Raw genomic sequence first — 19,659 nt, forward strand, 5'->3', positions numbered from 1 at the left:
TGGCGTCTCGATAGCTCGTTTGCCACCCTCTCGCCTCGAATAGGAGAGAGGATGGTGCCATCGCCGGATTCCGAAACCAGTGGAGGTTGTCATGGCAAGGCTTGTTCAACGGTTTGCAGTGTGCGGTGCGGTAATGGTCGGTGCGGCGTTCGCGTCGGCTGCAGTGGCGTCCGCGGAGGTGACGATCCCGTTCCAGTTCAACCCAGCCCCCTACGGAAACCCCAGGGGCAGTGTCGATTCACCCCCGAGCAATTGCGCCGTGGTGGTCGGCGAGCAACCCGGGATCGCCAAGGTCACCGACATCCCGAACGCGAACACCGGGTGCTACCTCATTTCCGACGTGCGCTGGGTGAACCTGACTACCGGGGCCAGTGGCAACGCCCGATTGTCCGACGCCCTCTTCGGATCCCCGCACGAGGCAATTGTGTACAGCGGGCCAGGGCAAGTGGTACTCGTCGGACTACCGACTTCCGCGACCACCGTGCCGGGGTTCGCGACGTTCTACGTTCCGTAGCCATTCGAGAAGGTATCGACCGCAGAACGTAGGACAGCACAATCAGGCGTGGGTGGTTTAGATTAGGGCATCCAAACTACGCTCGAAGGAGACTCGATGAATCCCGTGGTGAATCGGCGGACTGCGTTGTCGATGACGTTCGTGTCGGTCGCCGGACTCGTTGTTGCCGGCTGCGCCAACGGCTCGGCGCAACGTTCGGATGGTTCGAGTTCGACGGCGAACGTCGAGAGCGGTGCGTTCCCCGTGACGATCGAGCACAAGCTCGGCTCCACGACTATCGACTCCGCTCCCACCCGTATCGCCGCGGTGGGCATCGGCGACTCCGACGTGCTGCTCTCGTTGGGTTTGACGCCCGTGCTGGTGCCGGTGTGGAAGGGCTCGACCGACGACGGCATCGGCATCTGGGCCGAACCGACAGTCAAGGGAGACGAACCGGTCGCGCTGGCGAATGCGACGACCGAGTTCGATGTGGAGACGATCGCCGCTGCTGCCCCTGATCTGATCATCGCCGTCAACAACGCCATCGACGAGGACGTCTACGCGCAGCTCAGTGCGATCGCGCCGACGGTGCTGCACGCTGCCGACCAGACCGACTGGGTGCTGCCGTGGCAGGAGGTGACCACCAGAATCGGACGGTCGGTGGGCTTGCCGAGTGCCGCTCAGGCCGAGGTCGACCGCGTCGAAGCCCTTGTGGCGCAGGCTCGAACCGACAATCCGCAGTTCGTCGGCAAGACGGCTGCATTGGTCATCAGGTGGAGTGACGGCAAGCTACGGGCGTTCAGTCCCGACTCGGCGCGGGCCCAGCTGTTGACCGCACTCGGCTTCGAGGCACCCGCCGCATTGGCGTCCCAATTCGAAGGCAAGCTGAACACCGAACTGTCGGCCGAAAGCTACAGCTTGCTCGACTGCGACTACCTCTTCTTCGACAATTATGAACTCCACCGCGAGTCCATGGAATCGCAGGAGACATTCACCAATCTGGGCGTCGTGCGCAACGGTGGATTGATCGCGCTGGATCCGATTGTTTCCGATGCAGTGTCGATGCCGAATCCGTTGACCATCCCGTTCGTGCTGTCTGCGTTCATCGACGACATCAAGGCTGTCGACGCGGCCAGATAGCGTCGGACATCGACGACCACACACCGAGCACGAAGGCAGGCGCGGCGATGCAGCCGGCGACCACCAACCATGGGGTCGCCGCTGCAACGCTGCCGTCGTCGAGGCGATCGTAGAGATACCCGACGCCGATTGTGCCGATCAGCGACAGACATCCACCGATGGTGTTGAGCAGTCCGAAATGTGCTCCCAGATAACGTTCTCCGGCAATTCGAGCGAGCGTGTCTCGCATCGAGGGCACCATCAACATCTGCCCCAGGTGCAGTAGCGCGATCCACGCTGCAATCTGCACGTACGGCCACACCGAGTCGGTGATGGTGCCTGGTCCTACCGCCGGAATGACGAACGACGCCGCCATGACGGCCAAGCCGATGGTTGTTGCGGCCCGCGATCCCATCCGTGCCGCAACCGCCACCATCGGCCGCTGACCGACGATCACCAGTACCGCTGCCCCCACGTAGAACCAGCCGAGCAGATCCTGAGAGCCGATGCTCAGCGAAAGTTGCTCGGGCAGCATCAGATACAGCTGAGCGAGCGCGACGAACTGTGCGCTGCACAGCGTGGCCAGGACGACATAGCGTCGATTGCCCAACACCACACGCCAGACCCGGGTGATGGAAGTACCGACGACACTGCCCGTTTCGATTGTCTTGGGGAACAGAAAGTAGAACCCGAACCACATGCCGGCGAACAAGATTGCGGCCACGGCGGCGGACGCCGAGAACGGGAACACCAGGAGCACCGCCCCCAACGCGGGCCCGAGCACGGTGCCGAGCCGACTGCTCATCTGCTCATAACCGAACAGTTCGGTGCGCTTGATAACGCCCGAGTCTTCGAGCTGTCGACCGATATCGGCGTTGGCCGATTCCACCGCGGGCGCGAACAATGCTGCGGCGAAACCGATCAGCAGAATCCCGACGATCACAGCGGGGAGGCTGCTCGCAAGCGCCAGCACAACGAACCCGACGATGCGTATTGCTATGCCCCACAGAATGACCGGTCGACGACCGAAGCGATCGGCGATGCTGCCGCCGAGAAAGAACATGCCCTGCTGACTGAACGTGCGCAGACCCAATACGAGCCCGACGATCCAACTTGCGAATCCGAGTTCTTCGGACAGATGCACCGCCAGAAACGGAACCACCAGATAGAAGCCGACATTGAACAGCACCATCGACGCCAACACGAGCTTGACCACCGACGGAAGGTCTCGTAGTCGACCTCGCGCCGACGCACCACCGACTCCAGGGTTGATCGTCACGAGCGTCGACACTACTGGCGCGACGGTCGGTGCGGTCCCCTCAGCCTGGCAGACTTCCTTCATCGGGATGAGCCATCCAATTGGAAGCTGCGATAGGTTTGAGCGGCTGCAACATCACGGCTGAAGTAGATCGTTCGTGGTACCACATACCGATTGAGTCCCCGCACAGTAGATTCGGACGTTGTGAACACGGCGAACATTCATGTCCCCGATGGTTGGTACTCGCTGGTGTCGACCGGACACCACGTGCATGCGGTTCCCGACCCAGAGTCGGTCGTTGCGGCGTCTGAAATCGGTGTAAATGTCTGTGCTGCGCGTCCAGGCCAAGTCGCAGTGACCATCGACCTTGCGTATCGGCCGCCGACCGATCATGTTCCGCGGGGGTGGACCCTCGCAGCGTCCGGGACCTTCATCGCCGCGACACTGTTGCGTATCGAGACCCCCGACGGCGTTGTTCACGATGAGTTCGGGGGCCTTGCGCAGATCATCCTTCCCTCCGAGATCACGTATCGAATGTTTCGACGGTTTCGGGACGACACCGGCCTGGAGCAGCATCTCTTCGAGCTCACGCCGGCGATGATGCTCGATCCGCAGGGCCGACCCGCGCGCATCGACGTACCCGAGCACGGTGAGCTGAACCCCGACGACAACACGGGATGGCAAGTCGCATGCCCGACGTCGACACCGGGTTCCTCTGTTCTGGACAGCGGGCGGGAGGCCAATCGGGCCGAAGCGTTACGTGCCTTGGTCGACGCCGGTCTGAGCTTGACGCAACGCGAAACACCCGACGCCGGGCCACTGTCGCCGATCTTCGTGTGCTTGGGTGCGGAGTTCGCCTGGGTCAAGGGTTTCGGCGATCCAGCGTTGTCGAAGTCGGACCTCGCGCAGGTCGTTCTCGACGGCGTCGAGGGCGAGCGGCACCAGGCACTCGAGCGTGTGGCTGATGCTGCTACCCGTGCATCACGACCTCCCGTCCGGTATGCGACAGAACCATCGAGCGTCATGCGGCACTGGAATCGGATTGCCGCCTGGTTCGAAACGAATGTGCCGAACTACGTCATCACTGGTGCCGACGAAACTCGTATCGCCGATGCCCAGAGGCGAACCGGAGTGAAGTGGCCGAGCGAGCTCGTCGAACTCTTCCGCTGCGTCGACGGTCTCCCACGTGAGCCATGGATGGCATTGTTCCCCGGATACGAGTTGTTCGGTCTCGACGCGATGCTCGACGAACGTGACATGATGACCGACATCTGGCAGACCGGCGACGCGGAGAACGATCCCGACCGGGTGATCGCCAACACCGCGGGCGAAGCCGCGTGGACCTTCGTCGACGAGTTCATCCCGATCGCGGGAATGGACGGCTACTTTCTGTTCGTAGATGCCCGACCAGGTGAGTTGAACGGCTGCGTGACCGTCTTCGACAAAGTGAACGCGGATGATGCTGGGCCGCGATGGTTTTCCATCAGCGCGCTACTCGATGATCTTGCGACCAGTCTGGAGTCAGGGAGGCCATTCGACGGAGGGTGGCGTCCCTCGATTGTCGACGGCCGTCTGCAGTGGGACATCGAGGTCGAGCGGTAGAAGACCAGCCGATGGCGCATTCGATGCAGCAGGCAATGCCGCAACACCTACTTGGGAATCATCCCGACGTGCGGTGAGAGTTCTCCGAAAACTGGCTCCAGCCGACCGAAACGAACGCTGGATCCGTCATGCGGTCGACCATGCGGTGCAAGCAGATCCACGACGTTGATGGCGCGATTGCGCTCAAGTGATCACGTGCTCTCTGCGAGGTCTCCCATTCGTGTGATGCCGCCGTTCCTGTCACGCCACACAGCTACTTCGTCGACGAGCTGAGGGCTCATGAACCCGCCGGCATCACCCCACGGCCACGCTGTGTGGGCCTCGGCTACTGCGTTCTGGACAAGATCCGCCATCGACCACAACGCAGCATCTTCATCGGCATCGACATACGCGCCAGTGCCGTTGCCGTTCAAGCCGTTAGCTCGCCGGCCGGCGATGGTTACCGCGCTCGCAAGCCACACCGCGCCACCGTCGGGGTCGTACTCTGCTACCCAACCAATGTGTTCGATGTCGCCACCGTACTGACGCACATGCAGGTCATGGCTGAGTCGGTGGATAGCACGCAACCACGGGTCAGGCAGGTCAGCATGCGTTATCTCGACTCCACTCGATGGCGTCCATGTCCCGGTCAACACTTGCTCTCGGTTCGGGAAGAAGGGGTTCACCACGTGAGTATCCCAGCTGCACATGGGCGGCCGGGTGTCAGATGCGAACCGCTACTCCCTGTTAGGGTTTGGCGGCATGAGGTGGTCGATCATCCCGGTTGCTGCAGTGTTCGTGGCAACCGCATGCGGCACACCGGCCGTGGCCCCACCCACTACCGCGTCGCCGACGCCCGAGCGCTACTTCACCACCGCTCCTGTCAACGCTCCCGTCGACGACACCGCTGTATGCGTGGACTCCGACCAGCCGAACATCACCGAGGATGACTACGTCACGTACTGGCAGACGGTGTTCGACGACCAGCGTGCCGCCTACCCGGATCAATCGTTCCCATCACCCGCACAACTCGCCGAGGACAAGCGCACGGAGTGGCGATTAGGACCGAACGACGAAGTTCCGATCGGCGCAGACGCAGCCTTCTCACGTGCAGTGTGCGGCCTTCCCATCAATGACGGGTCGCTGCACTCGGGAGTCGAGTTCCGCGCCCTCCGAGGCCAGGTTGCACAGTACGGACGAGCAACGTGCAACTCGATCGCCGGTTCCGGAGTTCCCCAGATGTGGGAGCAACTGCATCCGAGCGATCGGGCGGCACCGTCGATTCCAAGCGATCAGGTCGCTCAATACGATCTTCTCGTCTACTCGGCACTTGCATACGTATGTCCGCAACTGGCCGACTATCAGGGCCTGCCCGTCATGAAGGACTGTGCCGACTTGACTCCCGACCGGTCGGCAGATCCCGAAGCGCGGGTTTTCTGTCGCGGTGAACGCTGAGCTCGGGATGTCGTCGTCTGGCACGCACTCCGTCATGATGTACCGGTGCCATCTATCGATCCGTTCCATGCCCTCGTTCTGATGAACGCTGTGTTCGCCTCAGCAGCATGGTGTCTGGCCAGGCCGTCGTGGCCCGCGGCGATATCGCTGAGTGTCGTCTCGGTGCTGTGGCTGTTCTTCAACGCCCCCATCGAAGGCAGAACGTTGTACGTGGTCGACGCAGAGAGAGGTCTCACCGAGTCCGACTTCCTCACACTCGCCGGGTTGGTGTTGGCAGCGGTGACGATTGTCAGGGTCCGGCGCAGGCGGCCCGATCACGCACCGAACAGCAGGAACAGTCCACCGAATGTGTAGAGCACCATCACGACCATCATGGCGAGTTGACCGGTAGCCGCGTGTTCTTTCGGCAGAGTTCGCAGGGACGCGTCATGGGCGAGGGTGATACCCACCAGGTGCCCCACCACGACCGCCAGGACGGCGATGCCGGCGACGACCGACGGGTGGTTGGACAGGACGTAGGAGACCGATGCATCCCGCAGCCCCAGTACATTCGCGCCGTTGCCGAGTGGATCAGACAGCGAAATGATTGTCTGCTGGCCCTTTTCGACGAAGTACGTGAGGTAGTGAGCCGTCTTGTAGCCCACCACGATCGGGATCAGGGAATGGGCGAGCAGGCCGGGTAGCGCGGAGCGACGACTACGCGACACTCCCCCGGTGGCACGGGCCGCACTCCAGAACGCCGCGCCGACAACGCAGATAATGGCAATCAACCCGAGTGTTCTGGTCGGCACCGATCCGAGAGCGGATTCGTCGACCAGCGAACGCCATGCCGGTATCTGCCCGATGCTGTCGAAGGCGGTGGACCCGAGCAGAACGGCGAGCACGGCCACCGTGCCCCGCTGCACCGGCAGGCTCACCGCACCGTCGAGCGGAGACCGCAGCGCCAGCACGCCGGACGCGGTATCTCGGGTGAGTGGAGACAACCGAGATACCGTGTCGCTGTACACCTCGAAAGGGTCTGCACGAGAGAACCATTCGTCGCCGAAGATCGCCGCACCGACTGCCATCACCACGACGTACACCGCGCACCACAGACGAACGGCCGAAACCGAGCCCGAGTCGGGTGAGGCCAGTTCGAGCCAGAGGAACGCGAAGAGACCGAAAACTGCTGGTACGCAACCCCATTCGCGTCGGTACGGGACGATTGCCGCCGACGTCGGACGACGCAACAGTCCGCACACGACCCGGTGTAGCGCCCGCATCGGAGACACGATTCGCCAGAACGGCCCCAACAACAGCGACGCCGGAACGATGCCCACCCACACCAGAACGTAGAAGGTGCCGAGCAACGCATTGCTGGAATCCTGTGGCCCCCACACCGATGCTGCGGCGACAGTACTTGCCAGCAACACCGACAAGGTCCCGACGAGACCCCGGACCACCGCCGAATCAGCCACCACCGTCGTCCGCGGCAACGCCACGACGACACGCGTGGGGTCGAGTCTGGGGCGACGCCACGCGAACAGCAGCAGCACGAACGACGCCGCCAGCGCCCACGCCCCTCCGATCAGTGCGTAGGTGACCGGGATCGGCAGATCGGTCGATCCGCCGAGGCCGTGGGCGAGAATCACGGACGAACGACGAGCGTGGCGACAGTGCGGTCGCTGTGGTGCAGTTCGATATCCACCTGTCCGGGTACGTCGACGGTGAACGTGAACAGCTGATCTTTGCCCGGCTCGATCTCGAAGGTGTGCTCGGGAACCGAATGCACGTGCAGCTCGTCGGTGATATCGCTTGTGATCGACATCGAAATCGTCTGCCCCACAGAGGCGTCGAGGCGTTGATTGGTCGGTTCGACCGTCCCGCCGTCGATCGACAGATTCATCCGCAGAATATCGAGCTGCGCGGATACCGACGCGGCGGAGTCGGTGCTGGGCACCGGTTCCGCTGTGGTGGGCGAGGTACCGCCGGACGACGATCCGCAGCCGGCCACCAGCGCCACCGTTGCACACCCGATGATCGCTGCCCGCACTGGCGACAGTCCCATGTCAGTGCTCTCCTTCTTGTTCGAGTTTCTCTGCGCGCTCGGCCCGGCGGTCCTTCCTGACGACGTACAGCACCGCGGCCACGATGATCAACGCAGGCGCGACCGCCGGAATGGCCAGCACCACAGAGTGATCGGCGAGATAGACGACGTCGGATGCTGCCGTCATACGGAGCTCGAATCCAGCGTCCTGCGTGACACCGATGCTCCCGGGGTCTCGGTACTGATGCGCACTGCGCCCCACGACAGAGCCCAGATCAATGCCAGAGTGCAGACGAGCACAACCAGTGATGCGGCACCGAACAGCCACGCCGGGTGATCGAAGCTCCGCTCACGCTGCAGCAGCGCGGTCTCGCTCTGCAGCTGCCGTGTGAACTGGGCGTCGGCCGAGACCTCGGATGCGCCGATGCCGGGATCGGCCGCCATGAAGATCGGCGTTCCGGTCAACGTTCGACCGTCCTGGATACGCAGGAACGTCTTCCACGTTCCGTGCGCCGGTACCGGACGGGTCGACTGATACATGCCGGGCCCGGTTCGTTCGAGACGATCGACGACCAGACCACGCAGGGTGTCACCGGCTCCCTGCCATGCCAGGATTGCCACCCATTCGGGGTCGTCGGACACCAGATCGGCTGGATCGAGACGGACCGTCGCCGTCACCATCCGGCCGCCGTCCTGCGGTGCGGCATCGGCGAGAGTGACCGTCGCCGTTGCGTTTTCCGGCACGTCGATCATCAAACCGTTGGCTGTTGCGCCGCCGAGTACGAGTACCAACGCGACGACGATCGTGCGCCGGACGGCAGGTGCCGGTAGCCCGTCACCGCTGAGCAGTTGCGCGAACAGTCCCGCCGTCAGCCCACACATGACGCCGACGGGTATTGCCATCGCAAGCGCCTCGACCCACATCGACGTCGGCCACGGGTAGACGAATACCGCGTCGATCCACAATGATTCGAGCCACAGGCCCACGGTTGCGGCAGCGAATCCTGCGAGCATTCCGAATCGAAGTCTGTGCACCACGAGCGGAGTGAGACCGACGAGTTCGACCACCACCGCGATCCCGAGGAACAGCGCGAAGACGTTGTGCGGTTCACCCAGAACTGGACCGACGACGAATGCCGTCAGCTCGCGAATGACCGCGGCGAATGCGACGACGAACAGAGTCGCGCCCCGTCCCACGACAAGTCGTGCGGCGACGAGTGCGAACGCGCCGGCACCGACGATGAGCATCGGTTGGAACACCAACCGGAACTGCTCGACTCCGAAGTCGAATTCGATCTGGAACACCGACAGGCCGATGAGGAGACCACCGAATGCGCTGGCTTTGAGAATCCAGGACAACACCGAGCGTCTGGGCCCCTGCGCAGTCTCGTCCACCTCGTCGGGGGACGTCTGCTGTGCTGCGGCGAGCGCCAGTCTGCCTTCGTGCTCGAGCAGCAGGACTCCGATGAGAGACAGTCCGGCACCGCCGATGAGCATCAGGTGAGTCGGCCCCCACAGCGTGACGTCCTGGCCGAAGATGCGGTGCCAGATGTCGTCCAACGGAAAACCGATGAGCGCATACAGACCACTGCCCGCGATCAGCAGACCTCCCGTGGGCGCGTACCAGGTGCGGGTGATCTTGACGGCCGCACGACCGGGCTTCTCGTCGAGCGGCAGGATGATCGCCAGCGCGCCCGCGATGAACAGGAAGAACAAGCCGACCAGGATGAAGTAGTGGGCCGGGTTGGCCAGTGGTCCCTCGTCGCGCCCTCGTCCGATGTGCAGGCTCACGTCCCAGATGAACCCGAAGAATGCCGTCAGGATCGTCGAGACGAACAGGACCAAAGGCAGCGCAGCCCAGCCGGGCAAGTTCAGTTTCCATCCCGCGTAGTCCGCCAGCCTCGCCAACCACGTGATGCGGCGAGTGCGGTGCATGAATGCCAGGTACAGCAGAAACAACGACACGACGGCCGCGGCTGCCGTCATACCGAAGACCTGGTCCAGCGCCGCGCCTCCGCTTTCCGACTGAGCAATGACGTTACTCGTCGTCACACTTACATTGACCATAGCGAGAGTATGGACCACAGGCCGCCGTTTCGGTGAAGTTCGGGACAATCGGTGGCTCGCTGCTCCTCGATCTAGTCCTACAGAGTGATGTGCGCCCGAGCTCTCGGTGATTGACTCTCGTGCGGAAAGGAGCCGTCCGATGAGTAAGTCCATCCCACGCGACCGCTGGTCGATCGTTCTGTTGGCATGTGCAGGGGCATTATTGGTAGCCGCGTTCGTTCTCGGACCGGCCGCTCTGCTGCGCGGAAGTTATCCCCAGTTCCAGGATCAGTCCGCCATGGGCGAGCTGCTCGGCCGTGGATTGGTCGAGTACTGGGGCAGCGGTGTTCGCACCTTTCCTCCCGGGTTGGCGGAGATGGTGGATTACTGGTTCGCGTGGCACGCCATCAAGATCGTCATCTCGGTGCTGTTGACCATCGTTCTGGGCCTGCTGTCAGCGACGCTGTGGGGGCGATCTCTGACTGCCGGCATGGGTTACGTGATCGCTGCGGGTACTTCGACCGTGCTGTCGCTGTTTTCGGTGTTCGTGGCCGTGATCAACATCCAGTCGACGGTAGCTCCCGTCGTCGCCCTGCTTCCGATGCTCTCCGACGACAACGCGGACGGGAAGACGGCGCAGTCACTGATCGAAAGCGGTGTGCGGAGCGGAGATACAAGGCCTCCTCTGCTCGAGCTGCTCACGCAGGTCGAGCATTACAACTGGGCGGTGATCGTCGCGACGGGTGTGGTGATCGCCGTTGTCGGTACCGGAACCGTGATCGCGTTCCGTCGGTACGCGGCGACGGACACGACAGACGCTGCTCACCGTCGAATGTTCGTCATCCTCGGGTCACTCGGCGCGCTGATGACGATCGGGATGGCGCTGCTGTTCATCGCGGCCGTCGTGGCCGTCGTCGATCCGGGAGAAGCGCTCCTGGGATCAGTCGGCTTGTGACTACTGCCGGCCGCGATCACGGGCACGCGCGCGGAATTGGCCGATCGCGAGGATGGTCAACGCGACCCCCAGCAGGGTGAGGGGGATTTGGGCGCGGGGCGCGTCGATATCGAGTACGAGGATCTGCCACACCACCCACCCGATGGTCACCAACCCCACGAACACGACACACGTCGGAGCGTCGTACGCATCGACGAGCACAGCAGCAACCGAGATCAACGATCCGAGTCCGAGAAAAATCAACACGAACAGCCCGGAGATGCGGTAGTCCCAGGTATGCCACGCAGGGAGCATGTCGACATCCAAGCCCAGTGACCGCCCGGTGGGGTCGGAGGTCAACGACATTCCATTGAACGTTCCGGCTGCACCCAACAGGATCAGCAGTGCCACCGTCGAGAGCTTGTTCACGGTGACGTCATCGTTCGTCGTCCTTCGGTCGCGGGAGCAGCGTCGACCCGAGTTGTGACGGGCCCGCACGCATGACCGTTGATTCTGCCAGAATCGGGCCGATCGGTCTTGTTCTTCAACTGCAGCCCACGGCTACCGGGTCCGTTGATCGACGCAATGCCGCTGTGCACGGTTATCGCTGCGTGATTGCCGCTGGGTTTGTATCGAAGTAAATTTGCGGGAACGGCCGAGCCCGCGCCGCGTTTGGCCGTGCGATCACCATCGGTGGCGTCGGTCTACGGAAGTGAGTGGTGCGTGATGACAACCGAATCGGTAGATCGAGGTAGCAGCAGCGAGCCCGCACACTTGCGCGACGCAGCGGCCGTCGCGTCCGAGGTCGCAGGCTACGCACACGCGCTGGAGAATTTGAGATCGAAGCTGATGGCCCGGATGGACCTGTCCGTGATCCTGCAGGCCATGTGCACCGAAGTGGTTCAGGCCCTGACCACGGCGGACCTCGCCGGAATCACACTGGTCGACGAGGACGGCGGCCATCCGGAGACAGTCGCGTCCACAGATCCCCGCGTCAACGACGTCGACGCCGATCAGTACCGCAGCAACGAAGGTCCGTGCCTGGAGTCGGCACGAACTCAGCAAATGGTCCGGCTGTTGGTCAGCGATGTCGAAGATCGCTGGCCGCGGTTTGCGAACAACGTGTCCGGTCTCGGCGTCGAGAGCTATCTGTCGGCCCCTCTGACGGTCGACGACCGCCACCTCGGGGCCCTGAACATCTACAGTTACGACCCGCACGGCTTCAGCGAAATAGACGAGGCCCTGGTAGGGCTGTTCGTCAGCTCGATCGAAACCGCCGTGACGATATCTCGACGAGCGCGACATGCAGAAGTGGAAGTCGACGGGCTCCTGACCGCGATGAAAACTCGCGCACAGATCGAACAGGCCAAAGGAATCATCATGGCCATGCGTGGTATCGACGCTGGACAAGCCTTCGCATTTCTGTCCGAACAATCCCAGAGCAGCAACATCAAAGTCGCCGACATCGCCGCCACATTGATCGCCTCGATCAGTACGGAAGATCCGTGACCCCATTCGATACCCCTCGACCGGCAGACTCACCACAACACTCACCGAGCACCTTCAGGAAGACATGACGACTCGATCCGCTGCGATTACGACGCTGGCTGCCGGACTGCTCGCTGCCACAAGCATTCTCACGCCCATCGCCGACGCGGCACCGGCAACGTCCATCGATGTGCTTCCGCGGCTGATCGACGGTGCCGCAGCGGGTTACGCACTGTCCTACGCAACCACCGACGAGCACGGGCGCGCCGCGATTGCCCGCGGACAGGTCTACCTCCCCTCCGGCACACCACCACCGGGAGGATGGCCGGTCGTGTCGTGGGCCAAAGGGACCGTCGGCGTGGGTGATTCATGCGCCATGAGCACAGCACTCGACGACGGGGCCGCCGAGGACCCCATGGCCGTCGCACTGTCCAAGCCCCTGCTCACCCAGCTGCTGCGAAGCGGCACAGCCGTTGTCTCGACGGACTACATCGGACTCGGAACCACCGACGCCCACCATTACCTGAACAGCATCTCGGAGGCGAACGCCGTCACCGACATCGTCAGCGCTGCCGCAGACGAACTTCCCGAGCTGTCGCGCACCTGGGTTGCCGCCGGACACTCTCAGGGCGGCGCAGCAGCACTCACCACCGGGGCTCGCGCCGATATCTACGGAGAACGGCCGGATTTTCGCGGGGTGATGTCGTTCGCACCGTCGTCGAACCTCGAAGCCGTCCTTCCGCTGCTCTCGCTCACCACTCCCCGGATCGCACCTCTCGACAACATCACGGCCACTCTGATCTACGTCCTGTACGGGCTCAGGGATTCTCGGCCGGATCTCGACGTGAACAGCTACCTCAGCGAACTGGGGAGCGACTACCTGGCGCACGCAGAAGACAATTGCATCAGCGACCTACGACAGAAAGTCGATGGTGTTGCACCACAACAACTCCTGGCTCGACCGCTGTCCAACCCCGCCATGACCTCGGCTATCCGCGACTACCTATCCGTGCCGACCACCGGTTACACACGGCCGGTGACCATCGAGCAGGGGCTTGCCGATACCGTCGTGCCGCCGGCTCTGACGACCGCCCTCGCTACGGAACTGGTGGCACAGGGCGTCCGCGACGTGACCTACCTGCCCGTGCCCGGTGCCACTCATTACGACGTCATCACCGCAACCGTCGACGACGCCCTACCTCGAATACTCGACATGCTGCACTGATCAGCCACCGACATGCGGCGGACGACGATCGCTGCCGAGCACGTCGTGTATTTCCCCGAGCAGTCGACGCAGCAACGATTCCAGCTGCTCCTTCTCCCGAGCAGCGAGGTTTTCGAGCAGCTCCGCCTCCCGTCCCAGCACCTCGTCCACAAGGCGTTCGACTGTGCGATGGCCGGATTCGGTCAGTTCGACGTCGACCTGCCGTGTTCCATCGGAACGGGGATGACGGACGACCAGACCCTGCTGCTCCGCACGATCGACGCGTTGAGTGATCGCCCCAGCCGTGACGAGCGCCGCGCCGGCGAGCTCCCTGGTGCTGAGACGGTACGGAGGCCCGGCTCGGCGAAGCGTCGACAACAGATCGAGGATGGCCGAGTCGGCTCCGGACTGCCTCAGCAGACGAGACCGATCGTCACCGAACAGCTTGGCTACGTGAGCAATTCGAGTCACGATGGCAATCGAGTCGACGGGCGTATCCGGGCGCTCTCTCGTCCACGCAAGGGCGATCGCGTCGATGGGATCATCCGGATCGAGATCGGTCACTGTTCGCTCCCCGCTGTCGTGTGATGTAGCTTCGTTTAGGTCTAAACGAAGTCTACAACGTCGAGGAGATCGAAGTGACACGAACAGTCGTGGTAACCGGAGGCGGCACCGGCATCGGACGCGCGATAGCAACCCGCTTCGCAGAAGACGGTGCGCGCGTGATCATTACAGGCCGACGGCTGACCGCTCTCGACCACGCCGCCCGAGACATTGCCGGGAGCGTCGAAGCGGCTCCCGTCGATGCAACGGACGCGGAGGCCGTGACGGCGTTCGCAGCAGAAGTCGGGCCGGTCGACGTACTGGTCAACAATGCCGGCGGCAACACCGATTTCGACCGCACAACGCCGAACGGCCTGAGCGACGTTGCCGATTCGTGGCGAGCGAACTTCGAGGCCAATGTGATCTCGGCTGTCCTGATGACCACCGGCCTGCTTCCGCGAATGAACGACGGCGGTGCCATTGTCACCATCGGTTCGATCGCCGCAGACAAAGGATCGGGCTCGTACGGTGCGGCCAAGGCCGCCATTGCGTCATGGAACATCGACCTTGCGCGCCAACTCGGCTCGCGATCCATCACCGCGAATGTTGTTGCGCCCGGCTACATTGCCGACACCGAATTCTTCCGCGACGTCCTGACCGACGACGCGAAGGACGGTATGGCCGCATCCGCCATGACCGGGCGCGCCGGAGCACCACGGGACATAGCCGAGATGGTGGAGTTCTTGGCCTCCGATCGCGCCCGTCAGATCACCGCCCAGACATTCGCCGTCAACGGCGGTGAGTGGCCATCCCGCTAGGTCGACGCGTTGGCCGCACGAAGGACCGCGTCGAGGGTGGCGGACAGAACGGAGCGATCGATCCCTGCCGCCCATCGAGACCCAGTGGCAGTGCGATATTCGAGCATCGACACCGCATCACTGTCGTTGCCGGCTCGCACACTCGTCTGCGTCAGCCCGAGGATGTCCAGGTGCCTGCCATGAGCAGACAACGCGTCGACGAGTGCCTCGACGGGTCCGACTCCCGTGTGTGAAGTCTCGAAGGACGTGCCGTCGATCTTCAATGTGATGCAGGTGTCGGCGGACCCGTCGTCGTCGTGAGAGTCGAAGCCGATCAGGGTCACGTCGGGTTCGTCGACACCGATGTACACCTCCCGGAAGACGTCCCAGAGTTGCTCGGCCGACAGTTCGGTACCGATCGAATCCGTGCGGGCCTGCACGTGCCGGGCGAGGTCGATCTGCAGGCGACGCGGAAGTTCGATGCCGTAGTTGGTTTCGAGGAGATACGCGATTCCTCCCTTGCCCGACTGCGAATTCACGCGAATGACCGCGTCGTACGAGCGACCGATGTCGTCGGGGTCGATCGGCAGGTACGGCACCCGCCATTCGATGTCCCGCTCGGAACGGCCTTCGCTCAGCGCCCGAGTGCGATGCTCGACGAAACCCTTCCTGATGGCGTCCTGGTGCGTACCGCTGAAGGCGGTGTGTACGAGGTCGCCGACATACGGATGCCGCGGGTGAATCTCGAGCTGGTTGCAGTATTCGACGGTGCGTCGAATCTGATCGATGTCGGAGAAGTCGATCATGGGATCGACACCCTGCGCGTGCAAATTCAATGCGAGAGTGGCGATGTCGACGTTTCCGGTGCGCTCGCCGTTGCCGAATACGCAGCCCTCCACCCGCTGCGCTCCGGCCAGGACGGCCAGCTCGGCGCAGGCAATGCCGGTCCCGCGGTCGTTGTGTGGATGCACCGACAGGATTACGCTGTCTCGTCGCGCAAGGTTGTCGTTCATGTACTCGATCTGGTCCGCATAGACATTCGGCGTCGCGACCTCCACTGTGGCAGGCAAATTCAGGATGACCGGCCGCTGCTGCGTCGCGTCCCACAGAGTCGTCACCGCATCGCAGACATCGAGGACGTAGTCGGGTTCGGTGAGATTGAAGACCTCGGGTGAGAACTCGAATCGCACGTTGGGCAGGTCGCCGGCAAGTTCGAGAACGTCGGCTGCGCCCGAAAGTATCAGTGAGCGAAGCTCGTTGGCCTCCCGGCCGAGCACGACCTCGCGCCACGTAGGAGCCGTGGCGGTGTACATGTGGATCACGACGTCGTTGGTGATTCCGCGGATCGACTCCACGGTTCGCTCGATCAGGTCGCGTCGGGCCGGGGTGAAGACGACCACGGTGACGTCGTCCGGTGCCAGATCGGTGTGTGCCAGCAGCCGCACGAAATCGAAATCGGTCTGCGATGCCGATGGATACCCGACTTCGATTTCCTTGTAGCCCATCGCAACCATCAACTCGAAGAACTGCTTCTTGCGGGCAGGATCCATCGGCTCCGGCAACGCTTGGTTGCCGTCGCGCAGATCGACCGGCACCCACAGCGGTGCCTCGGTCAACCGTCGCTCCGGCCAGCGACGCTTGGTCAGCAGAATGTCGACCTTGGCGTAGACGTCACGGTAACGATGCGACGGCATCTGGGAGTGCCGCTGCCGATTCCAGGTGGGCGCGCCGGCGGGAACGGGTCCGGCGGGAGTGGACAGAGTGGGGAAATCTGTGCGCATGCGAGCAATGTAGCATCACTCCTCAGACAAGCTGAGGAGTAGTCTTCGTTTGTGACCGCGATACGCCGAACGTCGTTGGCCGATCAGGCCGCCGCACTGCTGCATGCCAAAATTCAGTCCGGTGAGTGGCCGGTCGGCACCAAACTGCCAGGTGAAACGACCCTTGCCCCCATGTTCGACGTCGGGCGATCGACGATGCGCGAGGCCATCAGACAACTGGCGGGGCGCGGAATCCTCGTCACCCGGCAGGGATCAGGAGTCTTCGTCGAATCACTCGATGAGGCTCGGACGGACTGGGACCGAGTGTTGCAGCGGGTTCACATCACCGCTGTCCTCGAAGCCCGCCTCGCCATCGAAGGTGAGGCGGCTGCTCTCGCTGCGGCCCGACGCACCCCCAACGACCTCGACGTCATCCGTCGCTCACTCGAGCTACGCAACACCGCTCGCGCCGACGCGGTCGATCTGGTGGAGGCGGACATGGCTTTTCACCGCTCCATCGTGGTCGCGTCGCACAACGACATCCTGCTCGAACTCTTCGACTCCATGGCCCCACGGTTACGGACCGCGATGATCGACATGCTGAAGATCAAGGGCGCGTTCGGAGAGGACTCGGACCACGACACCCACGCCGACGTCGTCGAGGCAATCGCCGCACGCGAAGAGCACCGCGCTCACGCGCTCACCCGCACACATCTACTGGAGTTGTCGACGACCATCGCCCCTCCGACGTGAGCACCGGCCGGTCAAGGCTTGTCAGCTACTAACACCGTCCGAGTACAGAGTCCGGTGCAGCTGACCGCGCTCACCGCGGTCAGCTGCACCGGATTTTCACCGTTGCGTGGTTGTCCTCGTGGTGTCCGCCAGCGCGCCGACCCTGCTGTCGATCGGTGCCCTCATCGTCCTTGCCGTCGTGCTGCACAACTCGCTGGGCCTCGCGGTGGGCTACGGAATCGGTAGGGCATGCGGACTCGATGTCGCCAGCCGCCGTGCGATCAGCGTCGAAGTCGGTATGCAGAACTCCGGCTTGGCAGCGGCACTGGCCTCGGTCCACTTCTCACCCGCTGCAGCACTCCCCGCGGCGATCTTCTCGGTGTGGCACAACGTATCCGGATCGCTGCTGGCCAGCTACTGGTCCAGACGGTCGACGGGTGCCGATCACCGCCAGGACAGTACCGTCACACGGGACTGAGTCTTGGACGCAGCAAACAGAATTCGTTGCCTTCCGGATCCGCCAGCACGTGCCACGACTCCTGGCCGGTCTGGCCGATATCCACTCGTCGGGCACCGAGGGTGAGCAGTCGTTCGAGCTCGGCGTCCTGATCTCGATCGGTTGCATTGACGTCGATGTGCAGCCGAGGTTTCGCCGGCTCGGGATTCTCGCTAGGGACGAAGATGATGGTCGGCTGCGAGCCGCCGAAACCGTCGCGCGCACCGATCTCGACGGAACCGTCACCCTCCCTATCCAATACGACGAAGTCCAACACCTCACACCAGAACGATGCCAAGGCCTCGGGATCGCGACCTTCGAGTACCAATTCGCTGATTCGACATGCCATGGGCGGGAATTTACACCTGCCCCGGCGTCGGACATGCCGTGTTCACGGCCTTTTCGCGCGAGAAATGAATCCCCGTCGACCGAAGGCTCGCAGGCGGTCCTTCGCAGTACGCGAGCGCAGGGACGTGGTGGACGCACCCGCGTTGTCGCGCATACCCTGAATGACCTCTCGGGCCACGTCCGGACCATCGATTCGCGGAGTCCAGTCCAGGTCCCGTCGAGCGCGGTCGGTGTTCAACATCGGGGTGGCGAACGCGAGATCGACCCAACCGTGATGGACTGCGGACACGTGGGTCTCGAAGCCGAGGCGCGCAGCAGCAGACAACACCCGAGAGGGCACAGGCACGATGCGCGCACCGAACGCGTCGGCCACGTCGTGGGCTCGCACGGGCGTCGGGCCGCCGAGGTTGTAGGGCCCAGTTGCACGCCTATCCAGCACTCGCACAATGGCATCGGCGACATCGTCGCTGTGTGCGGCCGGAACGGCGAACGACCTGTCAATGGGCAGGATCGGCAGATGATCGACGATTGCCGACGGCACGAGATCGGGCAGGGCGTAACGCAACAGCGCACTCCCGAACTCGTACTGGCCGATCAGACCCGGCCTGATTCGAGCGACCGCGACGTCGGGATGTGCTGCCTCGAACTCGTCGAGCACATCCTCGGCGGCAGCCTTGTCCATGCTGTAGGTCGACGAGGACACCCCCGTTCTCGGCCACGACTCGTCGACTTTCTCGCCGTACGACCCTGGTGCGTACACCCCGCCGGAAGACATGTGCACCAGATGAGGAACTCCGGCGTCCGCACAGGCAGTTGCCACCGTGCGCACTGCGTCGACATTGACTGCCCGCAGATAATCGCGATCACGCATCGGCTGGAAGGCGATGGCCAGATGAACCACTGCGTCTGCGCCGCGGCACAACGCGCGTAGCTCGTACGGTGCGTGTTCGCCGGTGAGATCCAGCGGAACCCAGTCGACTTGCTCGGCAAAAGGATTGAGGCTCGGCGGACGCCGCGCTACGGCGACAATGGAGTTGCCCGGATGCTCGTCGGTGAGCCTTCGCAGCAGGGCGGTGCCGACATTGCCGGTCGCGCCGATCACTACAGTTCGCATCTCTACCTCCGAAAATCGACCACAGTCGAAGTGCCCCCTGCACATCGATCGAAACCACACTGGCTCAGGAGTTTGAGCCGCCATCCTCCCGGGCATCGAATCACCATGAGTGAAAACAACGAACCGACCCTCGACGACGTCATGATCCCCACCGAGGAAGCTCACCCCGACCACAAAGAGCACGCCAAGACGCCGAAGCATCTCGACGACAGCGACCTCGACGCGCGTACCGAGCACGAGCGCAACGAAGTGAACTGACGGCCGG

23 protein-coding genes are annotated in these 19,659 nt (G+C 63.2%); 12 read left to right on the plus strand and 11 right to left on the minus strand.

Annotated elements, in window-relative coordinates; genetic code table 11:
• The first annotated feature begins 91 nt into the window (after positions 1–91).
• Positions 92–514, plus strand: coding sequence for a hypothetical protein (locus CH281_RS23630; protein WP_094695659.1), 423 nt, complete (start codon positions 92–94; stop codon positions 512–514).
• Positions 515–610: 96 nt separating this feature from the next.
• Complete coding sequence (locus CH281_RS23635; RefSeq protein ID WP_094695660.1) at positions 611–1,633, plus strand: ABC transporter substrate-binding protein; 1,023 nt, start codon at positions 611–613, stop codon at positions 1,631–1,633.
• Here CH281_RS23635 and CH281_RS23640 read toward each other — a convergent pair.
• Positions 1,608–2,891, minus strand: a complete 1,284-nt coding sequence (locus tag CH281_RS23640) for an MFS transporter (RefSeq protein ID WP_256984021.1) — start codon at positions 2,889–2,891, stop codon at positions 1,608–1,610. The two genes, CH281_RS23635 and CH281_RS23640, sit on opposite strands and share 26 nt — an antisense overlap.
• 333 nt (positions 2,892–3,224) lie before the next feature.
• Between CH281_RS23640 and CH281_RS23645 the strand changes: the two genes are divergently transcribed.
• A complete protein-coding gene (locus CH281_RS23645; protein ID WP_143544859.1) occupies positions 3,225–4,472 on the plus strand; it encodes an SMI1/KNR4 family protein in 1,248 nt (415 codons plus the stop codon).
• A 191-nt stretch (positions 4,473–4,663) separates the two neighbouring features.
• Here CH281_RS23645 and CH281_RS27445 read toward each other — a convergent pair whose 3' ends face one another.
• Positions 4,664–4,825, minus strand: coding sequence for a hypothetical protein (locus tag CH281_RS27445; RefSeq protein ID WP_256984022.1), 162 nt, complete (start codon positions 4,823–4,825; stop codon positions 4,664–4,666).
• Between the two features lie 388 nt (positions 4,826–5,213).
• Here CH281_RS27445 and CH281_RS23655 point away from each other — a divergent pair, with 388 nt between their 5' ends.
• Together CH281_RS23655 and CH281_RS23660 are read left to right on the plus strand one after the other, a co-directional pair.
• Positions 5,214–5,906 (plus strand): hypothetical protein, encoded by a 693-nt coding sequence (locus tag CH281_RS23655; protein WP_143544860.1) that lies wholly within the window; start codon positions 5,214–5,216, stop codon positions 5,904–5,906.
• 45 nt (positions 5,907–5,951) lie between these two features.
• On the plus strand, positions 5,952–6,260 hold the full coding sequence (locus CH281_RS23660; RefSeq protein WP_094695665.1) for a hypothetical protein: 309 nt from the start codon (positions 5,952–5,954) through the stop codon (positions 6,258–6,260).
• On the opposite strand, the gene CH281_RS23665 is transcribed toward CH281_RS23660, so the two are convergent.
• The 4 genes from CH281_RS23665 to CH281_RS23675 are packed head-to-tail and all read right to left on the minus strand — an operon-like array spanning position 6,221 to position 9,999.
• A complete protein-coding gene (locus tag CH281_RS23665) occupies positions 6,221–7,537 on the minus strand; it encodes a hypothetical protein (protein ID WP_094695666.1) in 1,317 nt (438 codons plus the stop codon). The two genes, CH281_RS23660 and CH281_RS23665, sit on opposite strands and share 40 nt — an antisense overlap.
• The gene (locus CH281_RS23670) at positions 7,534–7,953 is read right to left on the minus strand and encodes a hypothetical protein (protein WP_306427560.1); all 420 of its coding nucleotides are present in this window, start codon (positions 7,951–7,953) and stop codon (positions 7,534–7,536) included. The genes CH281_RS23665 and CH281_RS23670 overlap by 4 nt, the downstream gene beginning before the upstream one ends.
• 1 nt (position 7,954) lies before the next feature.
• Positions 7,955–8,119, minus strand: a complete 165-nt coding sequence (locus tag CH281_RS27035) for a hypothetical protein (RefSeq protein WP_167326471.1) — start codon at positions 8,117–8,119, stop codon at positions 7,955–7,957.
• Entirely contained in the window at positions 8,116–9,999 is a 1,884-nt protein-coding gene (locus CH281_RS23675) for a hypothetical protein (RefSeq protein ID WP_094695667.1), read from the minus strand. Before CH281_RS23675 ends, CH281_RS27035 begins: the two co-directional genes overlap by 4 nt.
• Positions 10,000–10,138: 139 nt before the next feature.
• Here CH281_RS23675 and CH281_RS23680 point away from each other — a divergent pair, with 139 nt between their 5' ends.
• Entirely contained in the window at positions 10,139–10,933 is a 795-nt protein-coding gene (locus CH281_RS23680; RefSeq protein ID WP_094695668.1) for a hypothetical protein, read from the plus strand.
• Here CH281_RS23680 and CH281_RS23685 read toward each other — a convergent pair whose 3' ends face one another.
• Complete coding sequence (locus CH281_RS23685) at positions 10,934–11,341, minus strand: hypothetical protein (RefSeq protein WP_094695669.1); 408 nt, start codon at positions 11,339–11,341, stop codon at positions 10,934–10,936. It lies immediately after the preceding gene.
• A 297-nt stretch (positions 11,342–11,638) separates the two neighbouring features.
• Between CH281_RS23685 and CH281_RS23690 the strand changes: the two genes are divergently transcribed.
• Both CH281_RS23690 and CH281_RS23695 read left to right on the plus strand, forming a co-directional pair.
• Positions 11,639–12,421 carry a GAF and ANTAR domain-containing protein gene (locus CH281_RS23690; protein WP_094695670.1) on the plus strand — a complete coding sequence of 261 codons (783 nt, stop codon included), beginning with the start codon at positions 11,639–11,641 and terminating at the stop codon, positions 12,419–12,421.
• A 64-nt stretch (positions 12,422–12,485) separates the two neighbouring features.
• The gene (locus CH281_RS23695) at positions 12,486–13,625 is read left to right on the plus strand and encodes an alpha/beta hydrolase family protein (protein WP_094695671.1); all 1,140 of its coding nucleotides are present in this window, start codon (positions 12,486–12,488) and stop codon (positions 13,623–13,625) included.
• Here the strand turns inward: CH281_RS23695 and CH281_RS23700 are convergent, their stop codons facing one another.
• A complete protein-coding gene (locus CH281_RS23700) occupies positions 13,626–14,168 on the minus strand; it encodes a MarR family winged helix-turn-helix transcriptional regulator (protein WP_094695672.1) in 543 nt (180 codons plus the stop codon).
• A gap of 74 nt (positions 14,169–14,242) precedes the next feature.
• Between CH281_RS23700 and CH281_RS23705 the strand changes: the two genes are divergently transcribed.
• A complete protein-coding gene (locus tag CH281_RS23705) occupies positions 14,243–14,965 on the plus strand; it encodes an SDR family NAD(P)-dependent oxidoreductase (RefSeq protein WP_027495473.1) in 723 nt (240 codons plus the stop codon).
• Here the strand turns inward: CH281_RS23705 and CH281_RS23710 are convergent.
• The gene (locus tag CH281_RS23710; RefSeq protein WP_027495472.1) at positions 14,962–16,725 is read right to left on the minus strand and encodes a 2-isopropylmalate synthase; all 1,764 of its coding nucleotides are present in this window, start codon (positions 16,723–16,725) and stop codon (positions 14,962–14,964) included. The two genes, CH281_RS23705 and CH281_RS23710, sit on opposite strands and share 4 nt — an antisense overlap.
• A 51-nt stretch (positions 16,726–16,776) precedes the next feature.
• Between CH281_RS23710 and CH281_RS23715 the strand changes: the two genes are divergently transcribed.
• Positions 16,777–17,457: a FadR/GntR family transcriptional regulator gene (locus CH281_RS23715; protein WP_027495471.1), complete on the plus strand. Its 681-nt coding sequence runs from the start codon at positions 16,777–16,779 to the stop codon at positions 17,455–17,457.
• Positions 17,458–17,575: 118 nt separating this feature from the next.
• Positions 17,576–17,914, plus strand: a complete 339-nt coding sequence (locus CH281_RS23720) for a bile acid:sodium symporter family protein (RefSeq protein ID WP_201245346.1) — start codon at positions 17,576–17,578, stop codon at positions 17,912–17,914.
• Here the strand turns inward: CH281_RS23720 and CH281_RS23725 are convergent.
• On the minus strand, positions 17,901–18,281 hold the full coding sequence (locus CH281_RS23725; RefSeq protein WP_027495469.1) for a VOC family protein: 381 nt from the start codon (positions 18,279–18,281) through the stop codon (positions 17,901–17,903). The genes CH281_RS23720 and CH281_RS23725 overlap by 14 nt on opposite strands.
• A 42-nt stretch (positions 18,282–18,323) precedes the next feature.
• Positions 18,324–19,394, minus strand: coding sequence for an NAD-dependent epimerase/dehydratase family protein (locus tag CH281_RS23730; RefSeq protein WP_032367017.1), 1,071 nt, complete (start codon positions 19,392–19,394; stop codon positions 18,324–18,326).
• 105 nt (positions 19,395–19,499) lie between these two features.
• Between CH281_RS23730 and CH281_RS27040 the strand changes: the two genes are divergently transcribed.
• Complete coding sequence (locus CH281_RS27040) at positions 19,500–19,652, plus strand: hypothetical protein (protein ID WP_167326464.1); 153 nt, start codon at positions 19,500–19,502, stop codon at positions 19,650–19,652.
• Positions 19,653–19,659 lie beyond the last annotated feature (7 nt).

The organism is Rhodococcus sp. 06-221-2, assembly GCF_002258365.1.
GTDB classification, from domain to species: Bacteria; Actinomycetota; Actinomycetes; order Mycobacteriales; family Mycobacteriaceae; genus Rhodococcoides; species Rhodococcoides fascians.